General features: G+C 54.6%; 21 protein-coding genes. 11 read left to right on the top strand and 10 right to left on the bottom strand.

The features are described 5' to 3' along the window. Positions 1 to 4: 4 nt before the first annotated feature. From potE to kdpF, 9 genes are all read right to left on the bottom strand, one after another. Positions 5 to 1,318, bottom strand: coding sequence for a putrescine-ornithine antiporter (potE, locus tag WB237_RS10825; protein ID WP_014831099.1), 1,314 nt, complete (start codon positions 1,316 to 1,318; stop codon positions 5 to 7). Then, a complete protein-coding gene (gene speF / locus WB237_RS10820) occupies positions 1,315 to 3,513 on the bottom strand; it encodes an ornithine decarboxylase SpeF (RefSeq protein WP_336212907.1) in 2,199 nt (732 codons plus the stop codon). The genes potE and speF overlap by 4 nt, the downstream gene beginning before the upstream one ends. Before the next feature lie 254 nt (positions 3,514 to 3,767). After that, the gene (speFL, locus tag WB237_RS10815) at positions 3,768 to 3,872 is read right to left on the bottom strand and encodes a leader peptide SpeFL (protein ID WP_003858645.1); all 105 of its coding nucleotides are present in this window, start codon (positions 3,870 to 3,872) and stop codon (positions 3,768 to 3,770) included. Positions 3,873 to 4,151: 279 nt separating this feature from the next. Then, a complete protein-coding gene (gene kdpE / locus WB237_RS10810; protein ID WP_028019450.1) occupies positions 4,152 to 4,829 on the bottom strand; it encodes a two-component system response regulator KdpE in 678 nt (225 codons plus the stop codon). Continuing rightward, on the bottom strand, positions 4,826 to 7,513 hold the full coding sequence (gene kdpD / locus WB237_RS10805) for a two-component system sensor histidine kinase KdpD (RefSeq protein WP_336212906.1): 2,688 nt from the start codon (positions 7,511 to 7,513) through the stop codon (positions 4,826 to 4,828). Before kdpD ends, kdpE begins: the two co-directional genes overlap by 4 nt. Continuing rightward, complete coding sequence (gene kdpC / locus WB237_RS10800) at positions 7,514 to 8,089, bottom strand: potassium-transporting ATPase subunit KdpC (protein WP_336212905.1); 576 nt, start codon at positions 8,087 to 8,089, stop codon at positions 7,514 to 7,516. Positions 8,090 to 8,101: 12 nt separating this feature from the next. Further along, the gene (gene kdpB / locus WB237_RS10795) at positions 8,102 to 10,150 is read right to left on the bottom strand and encodes a potassium-transporting ATPase subunit KdpB (protein WP_336212904.1); all 2,049 of its coding nucleotides are present in this window, start codon (positions 10,148 to 10,150) and stop codon (positions 8,102 to 8,104) included. An 18-nt stretch (positions 10,151 to 10,168) separates the two neighbouring features. Beyond that, the gene (kdpA, locus tag WB237_RS10790; RefSeq protein WP_316943526.1) at positions 10,169 to 11,848 is read right to left on the bottom strand and encodes a potassium-transporting ATPase subunit KdpA; all 1,680 of its coding nucleotides are present in this window, start codon (positions 11,846 to 11,848) and stop codon (positions 10,169 to 10,171) included. Further along, positions 11,848 to 11,937, bottom strand: coding sequence for a K(+)-transporting ATPase subunit F (gene kdpF / locus WB237_RS10785; RefSeq protein WP_014069365.1), 90 nt, complete (start codon positions 11,935 to 11,937; stop codon positions 11,848 to 11,850). Before kdpF ends, kdpA begins: the two co-directional genes overlap by 1 nt. A gap of 309 nt (positions 11,938 to 12,246) precedes the next feature. On the opposite strand from kdpF, the gene WB237_RS10780 reads away from it, so the two are divergent. The 6 genes from WB237_RS10780 (at position 12,247) to pxpA (ending at position 17,544) form a co-directional block, all read left to right on the top strand. Beyond that, the gene (locus tag WB237_RS10780) at positions 12,247 to 12,453 is read left to right on the top strand and encodes a YbfA family protein (protein ID WP_028019445.1); all 207 of its coding nucleotides are present in this window, start codon (positions 12,247 to 12,249) and stop codon (positions 12,451 to 12,453) included. Between the two features lie 603 nt (positions 12,454 to 13,056). After that, positions 13,057 to 14,469 (top strand): deoxyribodipyrimidine photo-lyase, encoded by a 1,413-nt coding sequence (phrB, locus tag WB237_RS10775; protein WP_336212903.1) that lies wholly within the window; start codon positions 13,057 to 13,059, stop codon positions 14,467 to 14,469. A 10-nt stretch (positions 14,470 to 14,479) separates the two neighbouring features. Beyond that, positions 14,480 to 15,223, top strand: a complete 744-nt coding sequence (locus WB237_RS10770) for a type 2 GTP cyclohydrolase I (RefSeq protein ID WP_336213558.1) — start codon at positions 14,480 to 14,482, stop codon at positions 15,221 to 15,223. 14 nt (positions 15,224 to 15,237) lie between these two features. Beyond that, the gene (gene pxpB / locus WB237_RS10765; protein WP_336212901.1) at positions 15,238 to 15,894 is read left to right on the top strand and encodes a 5-oxoprolinase subunit PxpB; all 657 of its coding nucleotides are present in this window, start codon (positions 15,238 to 15,240) and stop codon (positions 15,892 to 15,894) included. After that, positions 15,888 to 16,820, top strand: coding sequence for a 5-oxoprolinase subunit PxpC (pxpC, locus tag WB237_RS10760; RefSeq protein ID WP_336212899.1), 933 nt, complete (start codon positions 15,888 to 15,890; stop codon positions 16,818 to 16,820). The genes pxpB and pxpC overlap by 7 nt, the downstream gene beginning before the upstream one ends. Then, on the top strand, positions 16,807 to 17,544 hold the full coding sequence (gene pxpA / locus WB237_RS10755; protein ID WP_336212897.1) for a 5-oxoprolinase subunit PxpA: 738 nt from the start codon (positions 16,807 to 16,809) through the stop codon (positions 17,542 to 17,544). Before pxpC ends, pxpA begins: the two co-directional genes overlap by 14 nt. Positions 17,545 to 17,610: 66 nt before the next feature. Here the strand turns inward: pxpA and WB237_RS10750 are convergent, their stop codons facing one another. Next, a complete protein-coding gene (locus WB237_RS10750; protein ID WP_028019438.1) occupies positions 17,611 to 18,894 on the bottom strand; it encodes a citrate synthase in 1,284 nt (427 codons plus the stop codon). A 639-nt stretch (positions 18,895 to 19,533) separates the two neighbouring features. Between WB237_RS10750 and sdhC the strand changes: the two genes are divergently transcribed. The 5 genes from sdhC to sucA all read left to right on the top strand — a co-directional run bounded on the left by sdhC (position 19,534) and on the right by sucA (position 25,818). Continuing rightward, positions 19,534 to 19,938 (top strand): succinate dehydrogenase cytochrome b556 subunit, encoded by a 405-nt coding sequence (sdhC, locus tag WB237_RS10745; RefSeq protein ID WP_020684965.1) that lies wholly within the window; start codon positions 19,534 to 19,536, stop codon positions 19,936 to 19,938. Next, a complete protein-coding gene (gene sdhD / locus WB237_RS10740) occupies positions 19,932 to 20,279 on the top strand; it encodes a succinate dehydrogenase membrane anchor subunit (RefSeq protein ID WP_008501088.1) in 348 nt (115 codons plus the stop codon). The genes sdhC and sdhD overlap by 7 nt, the downstream gene beginning before the upstream one ends. Then, positions 20,279 to 22,045: a succinate dehydrogenase flavoprotein subunit gene (gene sdhA, locus WB237_RS10735; RefSeq protein ID WP_336212894.1), complete on the top strand. Its 1,767-nt coding sequence runs from the start codon at positions 20,279 to 20,281 to the stop codon at positions 22,043 to 22,045. Before sdhD ends, sdhA begins: the two co-directional genes overlap by 1 nt. Positions 22,046 to 22,060: 15 nt before the next feature. Further along, positions 22,061 to 22,777: a succinate dehydrogenase iron-sulfur subunit SdhB gene (gene sdhB, locus WB237_RS10730; RefSeq protein WP_008501090.1), complete on the top strand. Its 717-nt coding sequence runs from the start codon at positions 22,061 to 22,063 to the stop codon at positions 22,775 to 22,777. 233 nt (positions 22,778 to 23,010) lie between these two features. Then, entirely contained in the window at positions 23,011 to 25,818 is a 2,808-nt protein-coding gene (sucA, locus tag WB237_RS10725) for a 2-oxoglutarate dehydrogenase E1 component (RefSeq protein ID WP_028019436.1), read from the top strand. Positions 25,819 to 25,830: the final 12 nt, after the last annotated feature.

Genomic DNA, 25,830 nt, shown 5'->3' with positions numbered 1-25,830 from the left:
TTTTTTAGCTGTGCTTATTCTTTAACTCGAACCGTGGTGACACCAGACCGTACAGCGTCCAGCCCATAAAGGTGACCATTGCGCCGTAAAGCATCGCTTCCTGGCCGGATGAGTAGAGCGCATAGAAGCTGTAGATTGCCCCAATCAGCGCCACGATATTGGCCGCCCGCGCTTTGCGTGGGTCCACCTTCGCCACCTTCTGAATAATCACCAGCGCCGCCATCGACAGAATATACGGAATGATGTTCGTCACGACCGCCAGGTTAACCAGCACGTTGAACTGGCTGTTCAGCGACGGACTGATGGTCATCAGCGATAATCCACTCTGGAAGATCACAATCGCCAGCATGCCCTGCACTGGTGCATCCGCTTTGGTGACGCGGGAGAAGATTTTCGGGAAATACCCTTCGTCAGCCGAGGATTTAAAGACCTGAGCGATGGTGAACTGCCAGCCGAGGAGTGAACCGCAGCAGGACATCACCATCAGGCCCATGATCACTTTCCCGACTTCCGGGGTGAACATCTGCGCAAAGGCCAGACCAAACGGCGCCGTAGAGTTAGCCAGATCCATGTTTGGCACAATCCCGGCAATCACGTTAGTCGAGACGATATAGATCACCGCCGCGCCCAGCGTTCCGCCGAGGACCGCAATCGGGACGTTCTTCTCAGGGTTCTCAACCACTTCCGCATTCGCACAGGCAGATTCCAGACCGAGGAAGGCCCAAAGTGTCATGGCAATGGAAGACCCCACTGCGGTAAAGAACGGTACATGGTGAGGGTTCCAGGAATTAGCATACAGCGTTGGGCTAAACCAGAACCAGCCAATGATGCACAGGCCAACAACCGGGATAATCACGCCCCAGACGGTGATGCTGCTGAGTTGTCCGGTGATACGCGCGCCGCCAAAGTTAGCCACGGTGCAGATCCACAGCACACCGATGGTCGCCAGCCCAATTTGTACCGGGCTCAGCGTGGCACCAAACAGCTCCGTACCGTAACCCACGGCGGAAATGGCAATCGCCACGTTAGCGATCAGCAATGACACACCATAGGTATAGTTGGCCATAAAGTTGCCTGACTTACCAAAGGCGTATTCTGCATAGCCCCCCATCCCGCCTGACTTGCGGCTGAACATCCCGCATTTGGCAAAGGCCCATGCCAGTGCCATTGACCCTACAGCGGTCACCAGCCAGGAGATAATCGAAATGGTTCCCACTTCTGCAAGCTTGGTCGGCAGCATGATGATCCCTGACCCCATCATGTTCACCATGGTGAGGATGGTCAGCTGCACCACGCCCATTTTGTTGGATTTACTCATAATTTCTCTCCTTTCAGCAGTGCAGGCTGAGCGGTGGGTTGTTTGATGACGTTGCAACGAACCTCTTTGCGACCTTCACACTCCTCGACATACACGCCCTGCAGTTCCGGTGCGAAGCCCGGCAGAAGGTTGATGCCTTCTTCCAGTGCGGCAAAGTAGCGCAGTACGGAGCCGCCCCAGACTTCCCCTGGGACAACACACAACACTCCTGGTGGATAAGGGAGTGCGCCTTCGGCGGCGATGCGACCTTCCGCGTCGCGCAGGGACACCAGTTCAACTTCACCGCGCAGATAGGCGTAGTTCGCGTCTTGTGGGTTCATCATCACGCGTGGGAAGTGAGATTTGCGGAACATCTCTTTTTGCAGCTGTTTCACGTTGTGACGGGCATACAGGTCATGCATCTCCTGGCAAATCTGGCGCAGGGTGTAATCTGCGTAACGCTCAGGATGTTGTTTGTAAAGAGAAGGCAGGACGTCTTTCAGCGGAACATCGCTCTCGAGCAGTTTTTCGAAGCGCACCAGCTGTGCCACCAGTTGCTGTAGCTTGCCCATATCCTCTGCTGGGGTGAGCAGGAACAGGATCGAGTTGAGGTCGCATTTCTCCGGCACAATGCCGTTTTCACGCAGGAAGTTGGCAAGGATTGTGGCAGGTACCCCGAAATCCTCATACTCGCCGGTACGCGCGTTAATGCCTGGCGTGGTCAGCAGCAGTTTGCACGGGTCGATAAAATATTGATGTTCGGCGTAACCCTCAAAAGCATGCCAGTTCTCACCGGGAACAAAATGGAAGAAGCGCAGATCGGTAGCGATTTCCGCCGTCTCCCAGCTTTCCCACGGACGACCATCCACCATATCTGGCACGAATGGACGCAGATACTGGCAATTCTGCAGGATCAGCTTGCGCGCTTCGATACCGGTGACCACGCAGTCCATCCACATGTTGCGGCCACTCTGACCTTCATGCATGCGGGCGTTGATATCCAGTGCGGCAAACAGCGGATAGAACGGGCTGGTGGAGGCGTGCATCATAAAGGCATTATTCAGACGCTTGTGGGGCACATAGCGCTGTTGACCTTTGATGTGGCTGTCTTTCTTGTGGATCTGCGAGGTTTGCGAGAAACCAGCCTGTTGTTTATGCACGGACTGGGTCACCAGAATGCCCGGGTCGTTTTCGTTCAGTTCCAGCAGCAGTGGAGAGCAGTCGGCCATCATCGGAATAAACTGCTCGTAACCTACCCAGGCCGAGTCAAACAGGATGTAGTCACACAGAGGCCCAATCTTATCCACCACCTGGCGAGCGTTATAAATGGTGCCATCGTAAGTACCTAGCTGGATCACCGCCAGGCGGAACGGACGTGCATCACGCGCTCTGCCTGGTGCGACTTCTGATACCAGCTCGCGCAGATAACTCTCTTCAAAGCAGTGGGCGTCAATACCCCCGATAAAGCCGTACGGGTTACGCGCGGTTTCCAGATAGACCGGTGTTGCACCTGCCTGGAGGAGCGCACCGTGATGGTTCGACTTATGGTTATTACGGTCGAACAGGACCAGGTCGCCAGGGGTGAGCAGGGCGTTAAGCACCACTTTGTTGGATGATGACGTTCCATTCAGCACGAAGTAGGTCTTATCGGCATTAAAGACTTTCGCCGCATGTTGCTGCGCAATGCACGGCGCACCTTCATGAATCAGCAGATCGCCCATCGCCACGTCGGCGTTGCACAGATCGGAACGGAAGAGCGTCTCGCCAAAGAAATCGACAAACTGATTACCGGCAGGATGGCGGCGGAAGAACTGCCCACCCTGATGCCCCGGGCAGTCAAATGCACTGTTGCCCTGTTTCACGTAGTCGACCAGGGCGCGGAAAAACGGTGGGCGCAACTGGGTTTCATACTTTTGGGCCGCCGCTTCCAGTTGACGTCCATAATAGTCGTTGCTGGTGTCTGAATGTTCGAAAACGCCGTGAATGCGCGATAAATAGTCTGCCGGGATGATCTCTTCTTTGTGCGTTGCGACAAAAACAGGAATGCCAAACCCGGTGGCTTCTATTTCTTCCAGGATGCCGCTGGAAATATCACTGACCGCCAGAACAATAGCGGCAACATCAATATAATCAGAGGCTCTGACATCCACGAGTTCACGCTGGGTGGTAAAGCAATCCGGGCATGCACGGCTGGCTGCGATTTTTAAACTTTTCATTTTTCTCTCTTTATTTTAGGTAATAGAAGTCCCTCGATTCCCTGTAAAAAAGAAATCGATAATTTTCCGGAAAAAAAGCAAAGAGTGACCGCTGATTAAAATCAGTGAATTGCTTTTTGATGATTGAAATTCAGTCCGCCCGGTTGCAGATGAGTCTGAATTAAGATGAATAAGCGCACGGGTTCACAGACAATTGCCTGTAAATAAACGATTTTCAGGATAACCTGTAAGCGGGTGCGCCAGAAGTCGAAGGACTACCGGGCATTAAAGAGATGAAAGTCAAAGCAGTTTCGGTGGGCAAACATCATGATATGTGTTGTCCGCCTTATATGGGGCATTAAGCGATTATTGTTTTCCATGTTTCATTTTCCTTTCAGTAATTGAAAGCATGGTCATTTTATCCAGGAAAGGGCTATGAACTGTGAAGAAGATCACCATTAACCGATCAAATCAGAAATAAATATTCGTTTTTGATGAATATCGCAGATCAAAATGCTGATTTGTTGGTTATGCGTTAATGGGTTGTGTTATTAATGTTTTGAATGAGCAAAAATAAGACAGAAAAATAACCATTGGGTTATTTTTCGAATATTTAATAAGTGAGCTTAGTTTTATTTATAAATAAAATGAATAGTTATTCAAAGCATAAACCGATAACCGATACCGGTTTCAGTTAATAAATGACGAGGGCGAGCGGGGTCGACTTCGAGTTTCTGACGAAGGTGTCCCATATATATGCGTAAATAGTGACTATGCTCCACGGCATTTGGCCCCCATACCTGGCTCAGTAGCTGGCGTTGGGTGAGCACCTTCCCGTGGTTATTGAGCAACACGGCAAGCAGTCGAAATTCTATTGGGGTGAGATGGATCTCCTCCTCACCACGCACAATGCGCCGGGCGGCAAGGTCAACCTGGATATCACCAAACGTGTACGTGGGATCGGCGGGCGTGGTGGCGCTGTGACGACGCAGCGCCACGCGAAGGCGAGCCTGTAGCTCGCCAATGCCGAAAGGTTTAATAAGGTAGTCATCTGCTCCGGCGTCCAGCGCCGCGATTTTATCCGTCTCTTCAGTACGTGCTGAAAGCACGAGAATCGGCATCTGGCTCCACTGGCGGACTTCACGGATAAAATCAATACCGTCACCATCCGGCAGACCAAGGTCGAGGATCACCAGGTCCGGCTTGCGGGTGGCGGCTTCAATTAAACCCCGTTGGAGCGTACCCGCATCATGAACGCGCAAGCCATCTCCTTCCAGCGCAGCACGCAGAAACCGGCTAATGGCGATCTCATCTTCAACAATCAGAACGTTGATCACAAATCCTCTGGTAATTCATTAAGTTCTGGTGGGGTTTCAAGAGGAAGTGTAACACAAAAACGCGCCCCCCCATCCGGACGGTTTTCTGCGGAAATGGTCCCGCCATGGACATCAATAATCGCCTGGCAAATGGCCAGACCCAGCCCAACGCCCGGAATGGCCGACTCCTTATTGCCACGCGCGAATTTTTCGAAAATGGCCAGTTCTTGTCCGGCAGGAATACCTGGCCCGGTATCCCAGACTTCAAGGCGAAGCATCTGATCTTCCACCGTCGCATCGACCCCAATCTGGGCGTTGGATCCCGCATACTTACCGGCATTTTCCAGCAGGTTGATCAGCACCCGTTCAAACAGCGGACCATCAACGTGAATTAAGGTAAGCGGTTCGGGCATGTTCAATGCAATATGGCGCCCGCCAAGGCCTGGCTCCAGCATTTTCAGCGCACTGCCAACTACCTCTTCGAGCGTGAGCCACTCTTTTTTGAGGTTAAATCCGCCTGACTGAATACGCGCCATATCAAGCAGATTATTCACCAGACGCGTGGTATTCAGTACATGCTGACGGATCTCACTGGCCTGAAGGGCATGTTTAGACCCTTCTGCCGCCAAATCCAGAGTCAGGATTTCTGACTGACCAAACAGGACGGTGAGTGGGGTCCGGAGATCGTGAGAGAGCGCCGCAAGCAATGAGTTACGAATACTCTCACGCTCGCTTGCCAGACGAGCCTGTTCTTCGCTGGCAGTCAGCGCCAGCCGTTCCAGTGCGCTGGCAACCAGCAGCGTAAAGGTTTCCAGCAGTCGTTGCTGCTCTGGGATCATCAGTTGACGCAGATTTGACGGCTCAACGATAACCAGCCCCTGGTTTTTATCGGCACTGCGCAGCGGCAAAATTTGATAAGGCACGCCGGGGAGGGTGTCTGTCCCCGCGCCTGCAGGTAACCCCTTGTCAAAGCTCCAGCGCGCGATGGCTTCATCCCAGGGGGTCATGCCTGAGGCCGACGTCAGTGGGCGCAGCTTGCCGTGCTCGTCCGGGAGTAAAATCAGGTTGCTGGCATGAAACGTCGAGCGAATAAACTGCTCGCTGGTCTGCACGATATCCAGCGGCGTGCGGCCCACCGCCAGCGATTTCGACATCTCATAGAGATGACGCGTGCGTTGTTCGCGATAACGGGCAATACGCGCCTGATAGCGTACACCCGCCGTCAGATTACCGATCACCAGCCCGACAGTAAGCATCACGGCAAAGGTCAGGATGTACTGCACATCCGACACAGCAAGCGTTCCCTTGGGGGCAATAAAGAACAGATCAAAGCTGATGACATTAATCACTGTCGCCAGTACTGACGGCCAGCGTCCGTAGAAGAGCGCAACCACCACCACGCCGAGCAGATAAATCATCACCAGGTTAGCGGCGTCGAAGGCAATCAGCCACTGGCTGGCAATCACGGTAATCAGGGCGCAAAGCATCACGGCGACAAAGCAACCGCGAAGCTGAATTCGCCATTTATCAGTAAAGGTTCGGCTGTCAGGCGCGCGGTTGGGTAACGGTGTAGGTTTGTCATCCAGCGCCACGACCACCAGATCAAGATCGGGTGCACGGCGGGCCAGTTTGTCGGCAAAAGATTCGCGGCTAAACCAGCGACGATGCTGGCGACGGCCAATCACGATTTTCCCCAGGTTGTGCTCACGCGCGTAGCGCAGAATAGCTTTATCTTCCTGAGGATCGGATAGGGTCGCTGTTTCCGCGCCCAGCTCCTGGGCCAGGCGCAGCGAACTCAGAATTGCCCGGCGCTGGTTTTCAGGTAGCGCGTGAAGCTGTGGCGTTTCGACATACACGGCATGCCAGACACTGCCAAATTTAGCCGCAAGGCGAGCGGCGGTGCGGACAAGTTTTTCATTGCCGCTGCCGTGACCAATACACAGGAGGATGGCATCCCGCGTATGCCAGACGCGTTCCTGGCCTTGCAGATCACGCCAGGCACGCATCTGATCGTCAACACGGTCAGCGGTTCGGCGTAAAGCCAGTTCGCGCAGGGCAATCAGGTTGCCTTTGCGGAAGAAATGTTCGATAGCGCGCTCGGCCTGGCCGGCGATATAGACTTTGCCTTCGTGCAGGCGCTGGCGCAAATCATCAGGCGGAAGGTCGACCAGCACCACCTCGTCCGCGGAATCGAAGAAAGGATCAGGCACGGTCTCACGTACCTGAATACCGGTCACGCCACTGACCACGTCGTTCAGACTTTCGAGGTGCTGAACATTTACCGTCGTGAACACATCGATACCGGCTTCAAGTAACTCTTCAACATCCTGCCAGCGTTTCGGATGGCGTGAGCCTGGCGCATTGCTGTGCGCCAGCTCGTCCATCAGGATAAGCGCGGGACGACGGGCGAGGGCGGCATCGAGATCGAATTCGGTGACTAACCGACCACGGTGGCTAATGCGTCGGGGCGGCTGGGTAGCCAGCCCCTTCAGCAGTGAGGCTGTCTCCTTGCGTCCGTGGGTTTCCACCACGCCGATCAGAATATCGAGCCCCTGCGCCCGAAGCCGCTGGGCTTCCGTCAGCATGGCGAAAGTTTTCCCGACGCCCGCACAGGCGCCGAAGAAGATTTTCAATTTGCCACGATGGGCTTCAGCCGTTTGTTCTAGCAGCCTGTCCGGATCCGGGCGCATGGGCTCGTCGGTCATTTAGTTTTTCCTTAGCGCGTCCAGCGCCAGATTCAGCTCAACAATATTTACCACAGGCATGCCGATGAAACTGACCAGTGGTTTCTGCGTGTGCTCAGCAACCAGCTGGCTGACCTGCTCGACGGTCAACTGACGGGCAGCGGCGACGCGCGGGATCTGCCATGCCACCGCTGCTGGCGTCAGGCTGTAGTCCAGCCCGCTGGCAGAGGCCGTCACCAGTTCCACGGGCACCTCGCGGTTGGCCTGCGGATTAGCGCTGCGCAGGGCTGCCACGCGTTCAGCGACGGCTTTGTCCAGCTCCGGGTTGCTGCCTGCCAGGTTGCTGCCGCCGGAAGCCATCGGATTATACGGGCTTTCAGCAGTGGCGGAAGGGCGTCCCTGGAAGTAACGGGCATCCGTAAAGTTCTGTCCAATCAGGCGCGAACCGCGGTTTTCACCGTTTTGCATAATCAGTGAGCCATTGGCCTGATCCTTAAACCACCACTGGCCCAGCGCGGTGGTCACCAGCGGATACAGCCCGCCAGTAATCAGAGACAGCAGAATAAACAGAAGTATAGCGGGGCGTAACATCGTCATTTGATTCACCTTTTAAACCAGGCCGAACAGCGTCAACAGCAAGTCGATAACCTTGATGCCGATGAAGGGCACCACCAGTCCGCCCAGGCCGTAAATCCACAGGTTGCGGCGCAGCATGGCGGCCGCAGTGAGCGGCTTATAACTCACGCCTTTCAGCGCCAGCGGGATCAGGAAGACAATAATCAAGGCGTTAAAGATCACTGCGCTCAGAATGGCCGAAGCCGGAGAGTGCAGGTGCATCACATTCAGCGCATTCAGTTGTGGATAGGTCGCAGCAAATGCAGCCGGAATAATGGCGAAATACTTTGCCACGTCATTGGCGATACTAAACGTGGTCAGCGAACCGCGCGTCATTAGCATCTGTTTGCCGATGTGCACCACTTCAATCAGCTTGGTCGGGTTAGAGTCGAGATCGACCATGTTGCCCGCCTCTTTTGCCGCCTGGGTACCGGAGTTCATCGCCACTGCCACGTCGGCCTGCGCCAGGGCAGGGGCATCGTTGGTACCGTCCCCGGTCATCGCCACCAGACGACCTTCCGCCTGGTACTGGCGGATTAATGCCAGTTTGGCTTCCGGTGTAGCTTCGGAAAGAAAATCATCGACGCCCGCTTCGGCGGCAATCGCCGCGGCAGTAAGACGGTTGTCCCCGGTGATCATTACCGTTTTGATCCCCATTTTACGCAACTGGGCAAAACGCTCTTTGATGCCGCCTTTGACGATGTCCTTCAGGGCAATCACCCCCAGAACATGTGATCCCTCAGCCACCACCAGCGGTGTGGCACCCTGACGGGCAACGCTCTCAACCAGGTTGTCTACTTCCGGTGGGAAATGACCGTTGTTGGCTTCAATGTGGCGACGAATCGCATCAACGGAGCCTTTACGGATCATGCGATCCTGAATGTTAATCCCACTCATGCGGGTTTGCGCCGTGAAGGGCACGAAAGTGGCATGCAGGCTCTGAACGTCGCGCTGGCGCAGGTTAAAGCGCTGCTTGGCGAGAATCACGATACTGCGGCCTTCCGGCGTTTCATCGGCAAGGGAAGAGAGTTGCGCGGCATCTGCCAGCGTTTTTTCATCCACGCCTGGGGCGGGTAAAAACTCTGATGCCTGGCGGTTGCCGAGGGTAATGGTCCCGGTTTTATCCAGCAGCAACACATCCACGTCACCAGCGGCTTCAACGGCACGTCCACTGGTAGCGATGACGTTGGCACCAAGCATACGGCTCATACCTGCCACACCAATAGCCGACAACAGGCCGCCAATCGTGGTTGGGATCAAGCAGACCAGCAGCGCCACCAGAACGGTAATGGTCACCGCAGTGCCACCGTAGGCGGAGAACGGCCACAGCGTCGCGGTTGCCAACAGGAAGACGATCGTCAAGGCCACGAGCAGAATGGTCAGTGCGATTTCGTTAGGTGTTTTACGACGCTGCGCGCCTTCCACCATGGCGATCATCCGGTCGAGGAATGTTTCCCCTGGGTTAACGCTACACTGGATCACCAGCCAGTCGGAGAGAATGCGCGTCCCGCCCGTCACTGAGGCGAAATCACCGCCGGACTCACGGATAACCGGCGCGGATTCACCGGTGATGGCGCTTTCATCCACCGATGCGCCGCCTTCAATCACTTCACCGTCACAAGGGATAATGTCGCCGGCTTCCACCAGTACCACATCACCCTTGCGCAGTTCATCCGCCGGAACGTGATCCATCTGCGCACCGTATTTCGGTTCACGCAACTTGCGCGCGAAGGCGGTCTTTTTTACCCCTTTCAGGCTGTTGGCCTGAGCTTTACTCCGGCCTTCCGCCAGTGCTTCTGCAAAGTTGGCAAACAGCACGGTAAACCACAGCCACAGGCTGATGGCGCCGGTAAACATCGCATTTCCCTGCATGTGGCCCGTTCCCATGGCAATCGCCAGGGCGGTGGTCAGAACACTGCCTGCCCAGACAATAAACATCACCGGGTTGTGCCACTGGACGCGCGGACTCAACTTTTTCACCGCATCCATAAGCGCCTGGCGAACTAATGACGGTTCGAGCAGGGCCAGTTGTTTACGACTCATGACAATTTCTCCGCAAAATCAGCGTAAAGAGAGGAATTCCGCGACCGGGCCTAACGCGAGGGCGGGGATAAAGGTCAGGGCGCCGACCAGCAACACGGTGCCTGTCAACAGGCCGATAAACAGCGCGCCGTGGGTCGGTAATGTGCCAGTGGTGGTCGGTTGAATTTTTTTACTCACCAGCGATCCGGCAATGGCCATGACCGGCACAATGACGCCAAAGCGACCAAAGAACATGCAGAACGCCAGCAGGCAGTTCCAGAAAGGCGAGTTGGCGCTCAAGCCGGCAAAGGCGCTACCGTTGTTGTTAGCTGCAGAGGAGACGGCATACAGCACTTCGCTAAAACCGTGAATACCTGGATTAAAGATGCCGCTGCGTCCGGCTTCGGTCATCAGCGCCAGCGCCGCGCTGAGCAGCACGAGAGCAGGGGTGACCAGAATCGCCAGCGCAGTTAATTTCATCTCGCGAACGTCGATTTTTTTACCGAGATATTCCGGGGTTCGTCCAATCATCAGACCGGCAATAAACACCGCCAGCAGCACAAACAGCAGCATGCCGTAAAGACCTGAGCCCACGCCACCAAACACCACTTCGCCAATCTGCATCAGCCACATTGGGATCATGCCACCCAGTGCTGTAAAGGAGTCATGCATAGCATTTACCGCCCCGCAGGATGCCGCCGTGGTGACGACGGCATACAAGCTACTGGCGAGAATGCCAAAGCGGCTCTCTTTACCTTCCATGTTGATCGCGCTATCAGCACCCAGTGAGAGGAAATGCGGATTACCCTGCCATTCTGCCCACATGACCAGCGCAACACAGACCACGAAGATCAGCGACATGGTCCACAGCAGCGTACGTCCCTGACGGCGATCATTGACCACATCACCAAAGGCAAAGCAGAGTGCGGCAGGGATCAGGAAAATCGCCAGTATCTGCACAAAATTGGTCAGGGCGGTTGGGTTTTCAAACGGATGAGACGAGTTGGCGTTAAAGAAGCCGCCACCGTTAGTGCCGAGCATCTTGATGGCTTCCTGCGATGCTACCGGCCCCATCGGCAGGAGCTGTTTTGCACCTTCCAGTGAGGTATAAGGCGCGTAAGGCAGCACGTTTTGCAGGGTGCCTTGCTGAATAAAGAACAGCGCGATCAGCAGAGCAATCGGCAGCAGGATCCACAGCGTGATGCGCGTCAGGTCTACCCAGGCGTTACCCAGCGTACTGATTTTTTGACGTGCAAAGGCACGCGTCAGCGCGAAGATAACGGCGATACCTGTGGCCGCCGAGAGGAAGTTCTGCACGGTTAAACCGACCATCTGGCTGAAATAGCTGAGCGTGGTTTCACCGGCGTAGGATTGCCAGTTGGTATTGGTGACAAAGCTGACTGCCGTGTTCAGCGCAAGATGCCAGGACAGGCCCGGTAATTGTTGCGGATTGAACGGCAGGATACCCTGCAACATCAGCATGGCAAAAAGGGCAATAAGGCCAACGATATTCAGCAGCAGAATGGCTGTCAGATATTGACGCCAGTTCATTTCCTGATCACGTACTCCCAGTACACGCCAGATCCCTTTTTCAACGCTTCCCGTGCCCGGTAAAGGTACGTTGTTGATCAGCCGTGCCAGTCCTGTTCCCAGTGGCCTTGCCAGAACGAACAATACCACTAAGAAGCTGGCAATAAGCAAAAACGCCTGAGCAGCCATCAGAATGCCTCCGCATTAATCAGGGCATAAACCAGATAACCCAATAACAGGAACACCAGCACGATGCCGGCAATAAGACCTGCACTCACAATCCACCTCCGGGTGACTTTTGTTGTTGTGTTAACGGTAGGATGTCTGGCGCAAAGATTTCGCAAAAATGGGGAGGGCGGGTGTAAAAAAAGTATAAAAATGGCAAAGCCCACAATTTAACCATTGATAAGTAAACTGTTAACTTTTTTGTAACTCAATTACGGCGTGAGTGTAAATTTTCACTAAACGGACAAAAATAAGTGGTCGGATGAGTAGTAAAATTACAAACAAAGCGATATTATTTTATACAGGTCACAGATTTTGAATTTTCCGGATGACGTTTCCGGCCAACTATAGGGGAGAAAAATATGGATCTTTATAAAGAGTTTCCGGCTCATATCGTTTTCATGCGTCGCACTTTCGCCGTAGTGGCTGGTGTGCTGGCTCTGCCGGTGATGCTGTTCTGGAAAGATCGCGCACGTTTTTACAGCTATCTGCACCGCGTCTGGGCGAAAACCAGCGAGAAGCCGGTGTGGATGGACCAGGCCGAGAAAGCGACCTGCGATTTCTACTGATACAAAGATTACACACAGCAATAAAAAAACCGCCAACAGAAATGTGGCGGTTTTTTTGTCCCTCGGGATTCGCGGTCCGTTGGGTGGTTTTCAAGCTCTCGTCAGAGGCTTACAAGAATATCTCAGGTCCTTATGTAATCAAACTGCAACTCCCTAAATATATTCTTAGAAATCACTTCCATGGGTTACGTTTTACGCCACGGCCAACTAGTATGCAGCGTCCCTTTCCGCCATCTCGCACATGGGCACCGGTCCCGGGAAAGGCGTCACCACAACCGTAAGTCAGGCTTTCGTCAGAGCTTGTGTCCACCGACTTATCACCGGTGGTGAACGGTGGAGCGGTTAGCTGCAGGGACCGCATAATGAAACGCTATATATGCATCGCGTTCATTGTCGCCAGCGTACTCGTTGTAAAAAGTGATGAACCGGATGCGTTTGTTGCTTTAACCACGATAGCGCAGGACAAGTAGCGTTAAGGCCGCCCCGGGCGGCCTTTTTTATTTCATCGCGTCTACACTTCATGGCAAAGTACACAAAAGCCTGCACCATTTTCTCTTTGGTGGCATGGCCTTACGGACATAATGGATATTTGCCTGGAGTTTTATGCCCACCCATCTGATTTGGTTCCGTGCAGATCTGCGCGTACATGACAACACCGCGCTCGCTGCGGCTTGTCGTTCTCAGGATGCCAGCGTGTTGGCGCTGTTTATCGCTACGCCTGAACAGTGGCAGCTGCACGATATGGCACCGCGACACGCAGCTTATCTCAAATCGCATCTGAACGATCTGCAATGTTCGCTTGCCGAAAAAGGCATTCCCCTGATTTATAGAGAGGTGAGTGACTTTGCCGCACAACTTCAGACGGTACAGGAGATCTGTCAGCAGAACGAAGTCACACATCTTTTTTATAACTATCAGTACGAACTGAACGAACGCCAGCGAGATCGCCAGCTGGAGTCAATCCTGAAGGATGTTCAGTGCCAGGGATTTGATGACAGCGTGATGCTGGCACCGGGCAGCGTCATGACCGGTGGTCATGAAATGTATAAAGTGTTTACGCCCTTTAAAAATGCCTTTATTAAACGTCTTAAAGAGGCACTGCCGGAGTGTGTGGCCGCTCCTGCAGTCCGGGGCGACGTAATAGCGGATCTGCCTGAGCTGACATTTAACTATCCCCAGCAGGCGTTCAATGCACTTCTGTTCCCCGAAAACGAGAAATTTGCTATCGCGAAACTGCGTCAGTTTTGCAAACAGGGCGCGGGCGAATATGACACGCGCAGGGATTTTCCCGCTATTGAAGGAACCAGCCGTTTATCGGCCTGTTTAGCGCTGGGTGTCCTTTCTCCGCGCCAGTGTTTGCACCGCCTTCTGGCCGAACAACCTCAGGCGCTGGACGGAGGCGCGGGCTCAGTCTGGCTTAACGAACTTATCTGGCGCGAATTCTATCGCCATTTGATGACGTATCACCCTGATTTATGTAAGCATCGGCCATTCATTCCCTGGACCGATAACGTAAAATGGCAGCATAGCGAGACGCTTTTACAGGCCTGGCAGAAGGGAGAAACGGGCTACCCAATTGTTGATGCCGCGATGCGCCAACTGAATGAAACCGGGTGGATGCACAACCGTCTGCGGATGATCACCGCCAGCTTCCTGGTGAAAGATCTGCTTATCGACTGGCGTATCGGGGAGCGCTATTTTATCTCTCAGTTGATCGATGGCGATCTGGCGGCGAACAACGGTGGCTGGCAGTGGGCGGCCTCGACCGGCACCGATGCGGCTCCCTATTTCCGGATTTTTAATCCGACCACCCAGGGGCAAAAATTTGATGCTGAAGGTGCGTTTATTCGCGCCTGGGTACCTGAACTGAAGGATGTTCCCGCCAAAGCGATTCACGAACCGTGGGTCTGGGCGGATAAACAGCGCGTTACGCTGGATTATCCTCGTCCGATTGTTGACCATAAACAGGCGCGCGTCGCCACGCTGGCGGCGTACGAAGCCGCCCGTAAAGCTTAAGAGAGTCATGATGAAAAATAGCGAACTGGAAAGCCTGATTAACGAAAAACTGAACAGTGCCTCCTTCAGCGATTATGGTCCGAATGGGCTTCAGGTTGAAGGACGTGAAACGGTACAGAAAATTATCACCGGTGTGACGGCAAGCCAGGCGCTGCTGGATGAAGCTGTCCGTCAGAACGCAGACGCGGTGATTGTCCATCACGGTTATTTCTGGAAAAACGAATCGCCGATTATTCGCGGAATGAAGCGCAACCGCCTGAAAACGCTGCTGGCAAATGACATCAACCTGTATGGCTATCACCTGCCACTGGATGCACACCCGGAACTGGGAAACAACGTCCAGCTCGCACAGCTTCTGGGAATTACCGTTATGGGTGAGATTGAACCTCTGGTGCCGTGGGGCGAACTGGCGATGCCGGTTCCGGGTCTGGAGCTGGCCTCCTGGATTGAAGCGCGTCTGGGGCGTAGCCCATTGTGGTGCGGTGATACCGGACCGGATCTGGTTAAACGTGTTGCCTGGTGTACCGGTGGCGGACAGGGCTTTATCGACAGCGCTGCCCGCTTCGGCGTCGATGCGTTCATCACCGGCGAAGTCTCAGAGCAGACGGTTCACTCTGCTCGTGAGCAGGGTCTGCACTTTTACGCGGCAGGCCACCATGCCACTGAGCGCGGTGGCATTCGTGCCCTCAGTGAATGGTTGACGGAAAATACCGAGCTGGATGTGACCTTTATTGATATCCCCAACCCGGCCTGATGAGAGGTGATTAAGTGCAGCGAGCGCGTTGTTATCTTCTGGGGGAAACCGCAGTCGTACTGGAGCTTGAACCCCCGATCACGCTAGCCACACAAAAGCGTATCTGGCGGCTGACGCAGCGTCTGGCCGAGATCCCTGAAGTGGTGGAAACCATTCCAGGTATGAATAACATCACCGTGGTACTGCGTAATCCGCATACGCTGGCCCTCGATGCCATCGAACGTTTGCAGCGCTGGTGGGAAGAGAGTGAGGCGCTGGAGCCTGACTCCAGAACGATTGAGATCCCGGTCGTTTATGGTGGTTCGCAGGGGCCCGATCTCTCTGTGGTGGCTGAGCACTGCGGCTTAACGGAAAAGCAGGTCGTTGAGCTGCACGCCTCCGTTGATTACGTTGTCTGGTTTTTAGGATTCCAACCGGGTTTTCCGTATCTGGGAGGACTTTCTTCCAGGCTGTATACGCCGCGTCGCGCCGAGCCTCGCCTGAGTGTGCCAGCAGGTACTGTTGCGATTGGCGGTGAGCAGACCGGCATTTATCCACTGGCATCACCGGGTGGCTGGCAGCTTATTGGACACACGTCCACGCCGTTATTTGAACCCGGGCAGGAATCGCCGGTTCTCTTGCGTCCAGGCGATACCCTTCGCTTTATCCCGCAGAAGGAGGGGGTATGTTAACGCTTATTCGCGCCGGGCTTTACACCTTCGTTCAGGATGCAGGCCGCTTTGGTTTGCGCCAGTCTGGCGTGAGCTATTGTGGTGCGCTGGACAAGCCTGCACTGGAGATTGCTAACGTGCTGGTGGGCAACCCCGGCAATACGGCTGCACTTGAAATTACGCTCGGTCAATGTGTCATTGAGTTTGCTCAGGAGACATGGTTTGCCTTAACCGGAGCGGGGTGTGACGCCACTCTGGATGGCAAAGCCGTCTGGACGGGCTGGAGACTGCGGGCGAAAGCCGGGCAGCGTTTGACGCTTAAACGACCTCTGCACGGCGTCCGGAGCTATCTTGCGGTCGCGGGCGGCATTGATGTACCGGAGGTCATGGGGTCTTCCAGTACCGATCAGAAAGCGGGTATCGGTGGGCACGAAGGACGTTTGTTGCGCGACGGAGATCGTCTTGCGATTAAACCTTCAGCCCGCCATTTCTCCACGGCGCTTGGCGTAAAACAGCTGTTGTGGGGAAATCAAATCCGCGCGTTGCCCGGACCGGAATATCAGGAGTTTGATGAGGTTTCTCAGGAGTCTTTCTGGCGTTCACCGTGGAAAATAAGTCCGCAAAGTAACCGCATGGGTTATCGTCTTCAGGGGCAGCCACTGACCCGTACCACCGACCGGGAATTGCTTTCCCACGGTTTATTGCCTGGTGTCATTCAGGTACCGGGTAACGGTCAACCTATCGTACTGATGAACGATGCGCAGACAACGGGCGGATACCCGCGAATTGCCTGCATTATTGAAGCCGATCGCTACCATCTGGCACAAATCCCTCTCGGGCAGCCGATTCATTTTGTGCAATGTTCGCTGGAGGAAGCGCTAAAAGCGCGACAGGATCAGCAGCGTTATCTGGAACAACTGGCGTGGAGGCTTGATGGCAAAGATTGATTTAAACGCCGATCTGGGCGAGGGCGGGAGTGCCGACGCAGAGCTGATGACACTGGTCTCTTCGGTCAATATTGCCTGCGGTTTTCACGCGGGCGATGCGCAAACCATGCTGGTGAGCGTGCGTCGTGCCATTAAAAATGGCGTGGCGATTGGCGCTCACCCGAGCTTCCCTGACCGGGAGAACTTTGGTCGCACCGCGATGAGCCTGCCGCCTGAGACGGTGTACGCTCAGGTGCTCTACCAGATTGGCGCGCTGGAGGCGATGGTTCGCGCCGAGAAGGGCGCGCTGCGCCACGTAAAACCGCACGGCATGCTCTATAACCAGGCGGCAAAAGATCCGGCTCTGGCAGATGCTATTGCCCGTGCGGTAAGAGACTGCAATCCACAGCTTATTCTGGTGGGACTGGCGGGTAGTGAGCTTATTCGTGCCGGGCAGCGGCTGGGGTTAACCACTCGCCAGGAAGTGTTTGCTGACCGGGGTTATCAGCCTGATGGTAGCCTGGTTCCCCGCTCGCAATCGGGAGCGCTTATCACCGACGAAGCGCAGGCGTTAGCGCAGACGCTGGATATGGTGCGTCTGGGACAGGTCACAGCGGTTGATGGCACCTTAGCAAAGGTGCAGGCAGAAACGGTTTGTTTACACGGTGATGGTGAGCATGCGCTGCAGTTTGCGCGCTGTTTGCGTGCAGCATTTGCAGAGCAGGGGATTCTCGTCAGCGCCTGACAAACACGATAAGGACAGAAAAATTGCAAAAGGCCCGGTAAGCGCTAGCGCCACCGGGCTTGTCTTTTAGCGCTTCAGATCAGACTTAAAATCACGCTGCTCGTAGCCGGTATACAGCTGACGAGGACGGGCGATTTTCATGCCTTCGCTGTGCATTTCGTTCCAGTGCGCAATCCAGCCTACGGTACGTGCCATAGCGAAGATTACGGTGAACATGGAAGACGGAATGCCCATCGCTTTCAGAATAATGCCAGAGTAGAAATCGACGTTCGGGTAGAGTTTCTTCTCGATGAAGTACGGGTCGTTCAGCGCGATGTGTTCCAGCTCCATCGCCACTTCCAGCAGATCATCTTTGGTGCCCAGCTCTTTCAGCACTTCGTGGCAGGTCTCACGCATCACGGTGGCGCGTGGGTCGTAGTTTTTGTAAACACGGTGACCAAAGCCCATCAGGCGGAAGGAGTCATTCTTGTCTTTCGCGCGACGCACGAATTCAGGAATGTGTTCAACAGAGCTGATTTCTTCCAGCATCTTCAGTGCCGCTTCGTTCGCGCCGCCGTGTGCCGGTCCCCACAGGGAGGCAATGCCCGCAGCGATACAGGCGAACGGATTCGCGCCTGAAGAGCCTGCGGTACGTACGGTGGAGGTAGAGGCGTTCTGTTCGTGGTCAGCGTGCAGGATCAGAATACGGTCCATTGCGCGTTCCAGAACCGGGTTCACTTCGTACTCTTCGCACGGCGTGGAGAACATCATGCGCAGGAAGTTGCCGGCATAGGAGAGGTCGTTACGTGGATACACAAACGGCTGACCGATGGAGTATTTGTAGCACATCGCTGCCATGGTTGGCATTTTGGACAGCAGACGGAACGCCGCGATATCACGGTGGCGTGGGTTATTCACGTCCAGAGAATCGTGGTAAAACGCCGCCAGCGCACCGGTAATCCCGCACATCACCGCCATCGGGTGAGAGTCACGACGGAAAGCATGGAACAGACGAGTAATCTGCTCATGGATCATGGTGTGACGGGTCACGGTGGTTTTGAATTCATCGTATTGTGCCTGCGTCGGTTTTTCGCCGTTGAGCAGGATGTAGCACACTTCCAGGTAGTTGGATTCAGTGGCTAATTGATCGATGGGGAAGCCGCGATGGAGCAGGATACCTTCGTCACCGTCAATGTAGGTGATTTTGGATTCGCAAGATGCGGTAGAGGTGAATCCAGGGTCAAAGGTGAAAACTCCTTTAGAACCCAGCGTACGGATATCAATAACATCCTGACCGAGCGTGCCTTTTAGCACATCCAGTTCAATAGCAGTGTCACCATTTAGGGTGAGCGTTGCCTTCGTATCAGCCATTTACGGTCTCCTTAGCGCCTTATGCTTAAGACTGCGCTTTACCGGATTTGCTTTCAGCTGTTAATCACCGTTACCAGATTGTTATTTGGCTTACCGCTCAGCTCACGAGGACAAACCAGGGTACAGAGCTATGGCGCCTTGCAGGTAAACGAATGAAATATCAGTGAAACAACAGCAAATCAGCGTTTTTGCAGTCCGAATTATTCAAACCTGTATATCACTAATAACTGTCCTGATAACTTCGGTCAATACCATCACACTGTTACATAACTATTTGTCAGGTGAAAGAGAGACCTCATAACTTTTGCGCATTATATGCCTTTTCTGCTGACGTTTGTAACAATATTGTTTAACATTTGTCAAATCAGATGATTAAAATTTAAAAAGATGTTGTTATCGTGACCCTGATCACTGTTCCAGAGAAAACCCGACAAACTGTATGTAGGTTAATTGTAATGATTTTGTGAACGGCCTATACTGCCGCCAGGTCTCCGGAACACCCTGCAATCCCGAGCCACCCAGCGTTGTAACGTGTCGTTTAAGCATCTGGAAGCAATGTTTTGCATGACGCGCAGTTATAGAAAAGGAACGCTGCTTGACCCGCATCGCAGTCCGGAGGAAGGAAACAATAAGAACAGCATGTGGGCGTTATTCATGATAAGAAATGTGAAAAAACAAAGACCTGTCAATCTGGATCTCAAAACGATCCGGTTCCCTGTAACAGCAATAGCGTCCATTTTGCACCGTGTTTCTGGTGTGATTACGTTTGTGGCGGTCGGTATTCTGCTGTGGCTACTGGGCACCAGCCTCTCTTCCCCTGAAGGATTCCTCCAGGCCTCTGCCATCATGAACAGTTTCTTCGTGAAATTTATCATGTGGGGCATTCTGACCGCGCTGGCGTACCACGTTGTGGTGGGTGTTCGCCATATGCTGATGGACTTTGGCTATCTGGAAGAAACGTTCGAAGCCGGGAAACGCTCCGCTAACATTTCATTTGTGATTACAGTCGTGCTTTCACTTCTCGCAGGAGTTCTCGTATGGTAAGCAACGCCTCCGCATTAGGACGCAACGGCGTACATGACTTCATTCTGGTCCGTGCTACCGCCATCGTTCTCACCCTTTACATCATCTATATGATCGGTTTCTTCGCGACCAGCGGCACGCTGACGTGGGAAATCTGGAGTGGGTTCTTCGGATCTGCCTTCACCAAAGTGTTCACCCTGCTGGCGCTGTTCTCCATCCTTATTCATGCCTGGATTGGCATGTGGCAGGTGTTGACCGATTACGTTAAACCACTGGCTATTCGCCTTCCTCTGCAGCTGGCAATCGTCGTTGCTCTGGTGGTTTACGTTATTTATGGATTCGTTGTGGTGTGGGGTGTGTAATGAAACTGCCAGTCAGAGAATTTGATGCTGTCGTGATTGGTGCGGGTGGCGCAGGTATGCGTGCCGCACTGCAAATTTCCCAGAGCGGCCAGACCTGTGCGCTGCTCTCAAAAGTATTCCCAACCCGTTCCCACACTGTGTCTGCACAGGGCGGTATCACCGTTGCGCTGGGTAATTCCCATGAAGATAACTGGGAATGGCACATGTACGACACGGTCAAAGGTTCCGACTACATCGGCGACCAGGATGCCATCGAATATATGTGTAAGACTGGCCCGGAAGCGATTCTGGAGCTGGACCATATGGGTCTGCCGTTCTCCCGTCTGGAAAATGGCACCATCTATCAGCGTCCGTTTGGCGGCCAGTCGAAAAACTTCGGCGGCGAGCAGGCGGCACGTACTGCGGCGGCGGCTGACCGTACCGGCCATGCGCTGCTGCACACCCTGTACCAGCAGAACCTGAAAAACCACACCACCATCTTCTCCGAGTGGTACGCGCTGGATCTGGTGAAAAACGCCGATGGCGCAATTGTGGGTTGTACCGCGCTGTGCATCGAAACCGGTGAAGTGGTCTACTTCAAAGCACGTGCAACCGTGCTGGCAACCGGCGGTGCAGGCCGTATCTATCAGTCCACCACTAACGCCCACATCAACACCGGTGACGGCGTCGGTATGGCTATCCGCGCGGGCGTGCCGGTGCAGGATATGGAAATGTGGCAGTTCCACCCAACCGGTATCGCCGGTGCGGGCGTTCTGGTAACAGAAGGCTGCCGTGGTGAAGGTGGTTATCTGCTGAACAAACACGGCGAGCGCTTCATGGAACGTTATGCCCCGAATGCGAAAGACCTGGCGGGTCGTGACGTGGTGGCGCGCTCCATCATGATCGAAATCCGTGAAGGCCGCGGCTGTGACGGCCCATGGGGTCCACACGCCAAGCTGAAACTCGACCATCTGGGTAAAGAAGTACTGGAGTCCCGTCTGCCAGGCATCCTGGAACTGTCCCGTACCTTCGCTCACGTTGACCCTGTAAAAGAGCCAATTCCGGTAATCCCAACCTGCCACTATATGATGGGCGGTATTCCGACCAAAGTGACCGGTCAGGCGCTGACCGTGAACGAGCAGGGCGAAGACGTGGTCATCCCTGGCCTGTTCGCGGTAGGCGAAATCGCCTGCGTATCCGTACACGGTGCCAACCGTCTGGGCGGCAACTCCCTGCTGGACCTGGTGGTGTTTGGTCGTGCGGTGGGTCTGCATCTGCAGGAATCCATTGCCGAGCAGGGCGCGCTGCGTGACGCGACCGATGACGAAATTGATGCCTCTCTTGAGCGCCTCAACCGCTGGAACGGCAACCGTAACGGCGAAGATCCGGTGGAAATCCGTAAAGCGCTTCAGGAATGTATGCAGCACAACTTCTCGGTATTCCGTGAAGGTGACGCGATGGCCAAAGGTCTTGAGCAGCTGAAAGCGATCCGCGAGCGTCTGAAAAATGCCCGTCTGGACGACACTTCCAGCGAGTTCAACACCCAGCGCGTTGAGTGCCTGGAGCTGGATAACCTGATGGAAACTGCATTTGCCACCGCAATGTCGGCAAACTTCCGTACCGAAAGCCGTGGCGCGCATAGCCGCTTCGACTTCCCGGAGCGTGACGATGAAAACTGGCTGTGCCATTCCCTGTATCTGCCAGAGTCGGAAACCATGACGCGCCGTCAGGTGAACATGGAACCGAAACTGCGTCCGGCGTTCCCGCCGAAGATTCGTACTTACTAATGCGGAGACAGGATAATGAAACTCGAATTCTCAGTTTATCGTTATAACCCGGATGTAGACGATGCTCCGCGTATGCAGGATTACACCCTGGAAGCGGAAGAAGGTCGTGACATGATGCTGCTGGATGCCTTAATCCAGCTGAAAGAAAAAGATCCGACGCTGTCGTTTCGTCGTTCCTGCCGTGAAGGGGTGTGTGGCTCTGACGGCGTGAACATGAACGGCAAAAATGGTCTGGCCTGCATTACGCCAATTTCCGCGCTGCAGCGCCCGGGTCAAAAAATTGTTATCCGTCCTCTGCCAGGCCTGCCGGTTGTGCGTGATTTGGTGGTGGACATGGGGCAATTCTATGCACAATATGAGAAGATTAAGCCTTACTTGTTGAATAATGGGCAAAATCCACCCGCTCGCGAGCACTTACAGTCTCCTGAGCAGCGTGAAAAACTCGATGGGCTGTACGAGTGTATTCTCTGTGCATGTTGTTCGACGTCCTGCCCATCGTTCTGGTGGAACCCGGACAAGTTTATCGGCCCGGCCGGTCTGCTGGCTGCCTATCGCTTCCTGATCGATAGCCGCGACACCGAAACCGATAGTCGTCTGGAAGGACTGAGTGACGCTTTCAGCGTATTCCGCTGCCATAGCATCATGAACTGCGTCAGTGTGTGTCCGAAGGGGCTGAACCCGACGCGCGCCATCGGCCATATTAAGTCGATGTTGTTGCAGCGCAGTGCATAAGTAGTGAGAGGGGAGCGCTGTTCCCCTCACCCTGACCCTCTCCCTGTGGGAGAGGGGACAGATTGCAGAAACCTTTAAAAACTGCCCTGTACTACCCTGAAGTCCAGACAGTTTCTAAAGGTTCCTTCGCGGGCCAAATGAAAAGAGCTCGCAGGTGAACCCCGGCACGTACACGTGGTGTGCGTGGTAGTTTCTACGGCGAAAGTAAGCATAAAAATGCTTAAGGGATCACGATGCAGAACGGCGCAATGAAAGCCTGGCTGGACTCTTCTTACCTCTCTGGTGCCAACCAGAGCTGGATAGAACAGCTCTATGAAGACTTCTTAACCGATCCTGACTCAGTGGACGCAAACTGGCGTTCCATGTTCCAGCAGTTACCTGGCACGGGAGTCAAACCGGATCAATTCCATTCCAAAACACGTGATTATTTCCGTCGTCTGGCGAAGGATGCCTCACGTTACTCTTCTGCGATTTCCGACCCTGACACCAATGCGAAGCAGGTTAAAGTCCTGCAACTTATCAACGCTTATCGCTTCCGTGGTCACCAGCATGCGAATCTCGATCCGCTGGGACTGTGGCAGCAAGACCGTGTGGCCGATCTCGATCCGGCGTATCACGATCTGACCGAGGCCGATTTCCAGGAAAGCTTTAACGTAGGTTCCTTTGCCATCGGCAAAGACACGATGAAGCTGGGCGATCTGATTGACGCGCTCAAGCAAACCTACTGCGGCTCCATCGGCGCGGAATACATGCACATTACCTCTACCGAAGAGAAACGCTGGATCCAGCAGCGTATCGAATCCGTAGCGGGCCACGCGACCTTCTCGGCTGACGAGAAAAAACGCTTCCTTAACGAACTGACCGCTGCCGAGGGTCTTGAGCGCTATCTGGGCGCGAAATTCCCGGGCGCAAAACGCTTCTCGCTGGAAGGCGGTGATGCGCTGGTGCCGATGCTGAAAGAGCTGATTCGTCACGCAGGTAAGAGCGGCACCCGTGAAGTGGTACTGGGTATGGCGCACCGTGGCCGTCTGAACGTACTGGTCAACGTGCTGGGTAAAAAACCGCAGGACCTGTTCGACGAATTCGCGGGCAAACATAAAGAACATCTCGGCACTGGCGACGTGAAGTACCACATGGGCTTCTCGTCTGATATCGAAACCGAAGGCGGTCTGGTTCACCTGGCGCTGGCGTTTAACCCGTCACACCTTGAAATCGTTAGCCCGGTGGTTATCGGTTCCGTGCGTGCGCGTCTGGATCGTCTGGACGAGCCTAGCAGCAATAAAGTACTGCCAATCACCATCCACGGTGATGCGGCGGTAACAGGGCAGGGCGTGGTTCAGGAAACCCTGAACATGTCGAAAGCGCGTGGTTACGAAGTGGGCGGTACCGTTCGCATCGTGATTAACAACCAGGTGGGCTTCACCACCTCTAACCCGCTGGATGCACGTTCTACCCCGTACTGCACCGACATCGGTAAAATGGTACAGGCGCCGATCTTCCACGTTAATGCGGATGACCCGGAAGCCGTTGCTTTTGTTACCCGTCTGGCGCTGGACTTCCGTAACACCTTCAAGCGCGATGTGTTCATTGACCTCTTCTGCTACCGTCGTCACGGCCACAACGAAGCGGATGAGCCAAGTGCAACCCAGCCGCTGATGTACCAGAAAATCAAAAAACACCCGACTCCGCGCAAAATCTATGCTGACAAGCTGGAAAGCGACAAAGTGGCGACGCTGGAAGATGCGACCGAAATGGTCAACCTCTACCGCGACGCGCTGGATGCGGGTGAATGCGTGGTGAAAGAGCTGCGCCCAATGAACATGCACTCCTTTACCTGGTCGCCGTACCTCAACCACGAGTGGGATGAGAGCTACCCGAACAAGGTCGAAATGAAGCGCCTGCAGGAGCTGGCTAAACGCATCAGCACCGTACCAGACGCTATCGAGATGCAGTCTCGCGTGCAGAAAATCTACGCTGACCGTCAGTCCATGGCGGCAGGCGAGAAGCTGTTCGACTGGGGCGGCGCGGAAACCCTGGCTTACGCAACCCTGGTTGACGAAGGTATTCCTGTTCGTCTGTCTGGTGAAGATGCGGGCCGTGGAACCTTCTTCCACCGTCACGCGGTTGTTCACAACCAGTCCAACGGTTCAACCTACACCCCGTTGCAGCACGTGCACAACGGTCAGGGCCAGTTCAAGGTCTGGGACTCCGTGCTGTCTGAAGAAGCGGTGCTGGCATTCGAATACGGTTACGCCACCGCAGAACCTCGCACCCTGACCATCTGGGAAGCGCAGTTCGGTGACTTCGCCAACGGTGCGCAGGTTGTTATCGACCAGTTCATCTCTTCTGGTGAGCAGAAATGGGGCCGTATGTGTGGCCTGGTGATGCTGCTGCCGCACGGTTATGAAGGCCAGGGCCCGGAGCACTCCTCCGCGCGTCTGGAGCGTTATCTGCAGCTCTGCGCTGAGCAGAACATGCAGGTCTGCGTACCGTCCACCCCGGCTCAGGTTTACCACATGCTGCGTCGTCAGGCGCTGCGCGGTATGCGCCGTCCGCTGGTGGTGATGTCGCCGAAATCGCTGCTGCGTCATCCGCTGGCCGTGTCCAGCCTGGACGAACTGGCGAATGGCACCTTCCTGCCAGCCATCGGTGAGATTGATGAACTGGATCCGCAGGCTGTGAAGCGTGTGGTGATGTGTTCTGGTAAGGTTTATTACGACCTGCTGGAACAGCGCCGTAAGAACGATCAGAAAGATGTCGCCATCGTGCGTATCGAACAGCTTTATCCGTTCCCGCACCAGGCGGTGCAGGAAGCGCTGAAACCGTACGCTCACGTTCATGATTTTGTCTGGTGCCAGGAAGAGCCGCTCAACCAGGGCGCATGGTACTGCAGCCAGCATCATTTCCGTGAAGTGATTCCATTTGGGTCAGCCCTGCGCTATGCAGGTCGCCCGGCCTCCGCCTCACCGGCGGTAGGGTATATGTCCGTTCACCAGAAGCAGCAACAAGATCTGGTCAATGACGCGCTGAACGTCGATTAATTAAAGGATACA

This window comes from Enterobacter sp. P82, from assembly GCF_037053385.1.
Classification (GTDB): Bacteria; Pseudomonadota; Gammaproteobacteria; order Enterobacterales; family Enterobacteriaceae; genus Enterobacter.
This window is presented reverse-complemented; position numbering and strand designations above follow the sequence as displayed.